The sequence below is a fragment of the Pseudoalteromonas sp. TAB23 genome, from assembly GCF_000498075.1.
Classification (GTDB): Bacteria; Pseudomonadota; Gammaproteobacteria; order Enterobacterales; family Alteromonadaceae; genus Pseudoalteromonas; species Pseudoalteromonas arctica.
On sequence record NZ_AUTP01000009.1, the window covers coordinates 1 to 1,397 of the forward strand.

Genomic DNA, 1,397 nt, shown 5'->3' on the forward strand with positions numbered 1-1,397 from the left:
CTTTGGCTGCCGTCGCCAGCGCGACAAAACCTTGAATAAGGTTTCTAATCATTAGAAAGTACCAAACGTATTCGCGCTATCTGTAATAGTAACCTCATACACCCATTCAAATACTTATTCGGGCTATCGCCCGCGCGTCAGCAAGCTAAACGCCTACAATAAATAACACATACTCTTGGCTTTTGAGCGAGTAAGTATATTTGTGATTCGTAGGGTTTCGTTTCACTCTACCTAGACTATGCAACTTGTGTTGTAAGGCGAAAGTTAAGTGCTTTCATCACTTTAAAAATAGTTTCCCAACGTGGCTTGGTTTTACCGTTAACTGCTTTATATAAGCTTTCACGGTTTAGCCCCGTTGCTTTAGCAATATCACTCACGCCATGTTTTTTAACTAATAAGCCAAGTGCTTCAATAAAGGTATTTGGATCATCATCAGCTAAACACTCTTCTAAAAATGTATTAATTTCTTGCTGTGTTTCCATATAGTCAAACGGGTTAAAATCTGATGTTTGTAGCGCCATAATAATTACTCCAATTTATTCAACTTGCTAAACAAATGTAGCCTAAAGGCTACGAGTGCACAATGTTATTTATAACTTTTGGGCTGGCGCCCGCGCGCCAGCAAGCTAAACGCCTACGATAAATAACATATACTCCTGCCTTTTGAGCGAGTAAGTATATTTGTGATTTGTTGGGTTTCGTTTCACTCTTCCCAGCCTACGTTCATATGATTAATGGCGAATCACCACGCACAAAAAAGCCGTTGCATTGCTACAACGGCTTTTATAATTTTGATAAATTCCTCTCTACAGTGGAATTTTTTCAAAAATTAATCGCGATAAGTCTCAACCGCTGGGCATGAACATACTAAGTTACGGTCGCCGTATACGTCATCAATACGTGTAACGGTTGGCCAAAACTTGTTTTTAGCTACTGCAGGCACTGGGAATGCAGCGTAAAAACGGTCGTACGCGCGGTCCCATTCGTTACCTAATACGTCGCCTTGTGTATGCGGTGCAAACACTAGCGGATTGTTTTCGATTGACCATTCGCCAGAGATTACTTTTTCAATTTCGCCTTTAATTGACACCATTGCTTCGATAAAGCGGTCAATCTCACCTTTTGATTCAGACTCAGTTGGCTCAATCATTAATGTGCCAGCTACTGGGAACGACATAGTTGGTGAATGGAAGCCGTAATCTTGCAAGCGCTTAGCTACGTCCATTTCAGTAATGCCTGATAGCTCTTTAAGCGGGCGTAAGTCAACAATACATTCGTGAGCAACACGGTTGTTACGACCACGGTATAAAATTGGGAAGTGCTTGCTTAGCTCATGCGTTAAGTAGTTAGCATTAACGATTGCCATTTCAGTGGCTTGCTTTAAGCCCTCGCTGCCC

At 41.7% G+C, this 1,397-nt stretch carries 1 protein-coding gene and 1 pseudogene; both read right to left on the reverse strand.

What is annotated here, in order from left to right; genetic code table 11:
• Positions 1-236 precede the first annotated feature (236 nt).
• Entirely contained in the window at positions 237-521 is a 285-nt protein-coding gene (locus L654_RS0100145; RefSeq protein WP_007579952.1) for an addiction module antidote protein, read from the reverse strand.
• 308 nt (positions 522-829) lie between these two features.
• Positions 830-1,397: pseudogene (locus tag L654_RS0100150) on the reverse strand (glycine dehydrogenase (aminomethyl-transferring)); the annotation flags it as partial.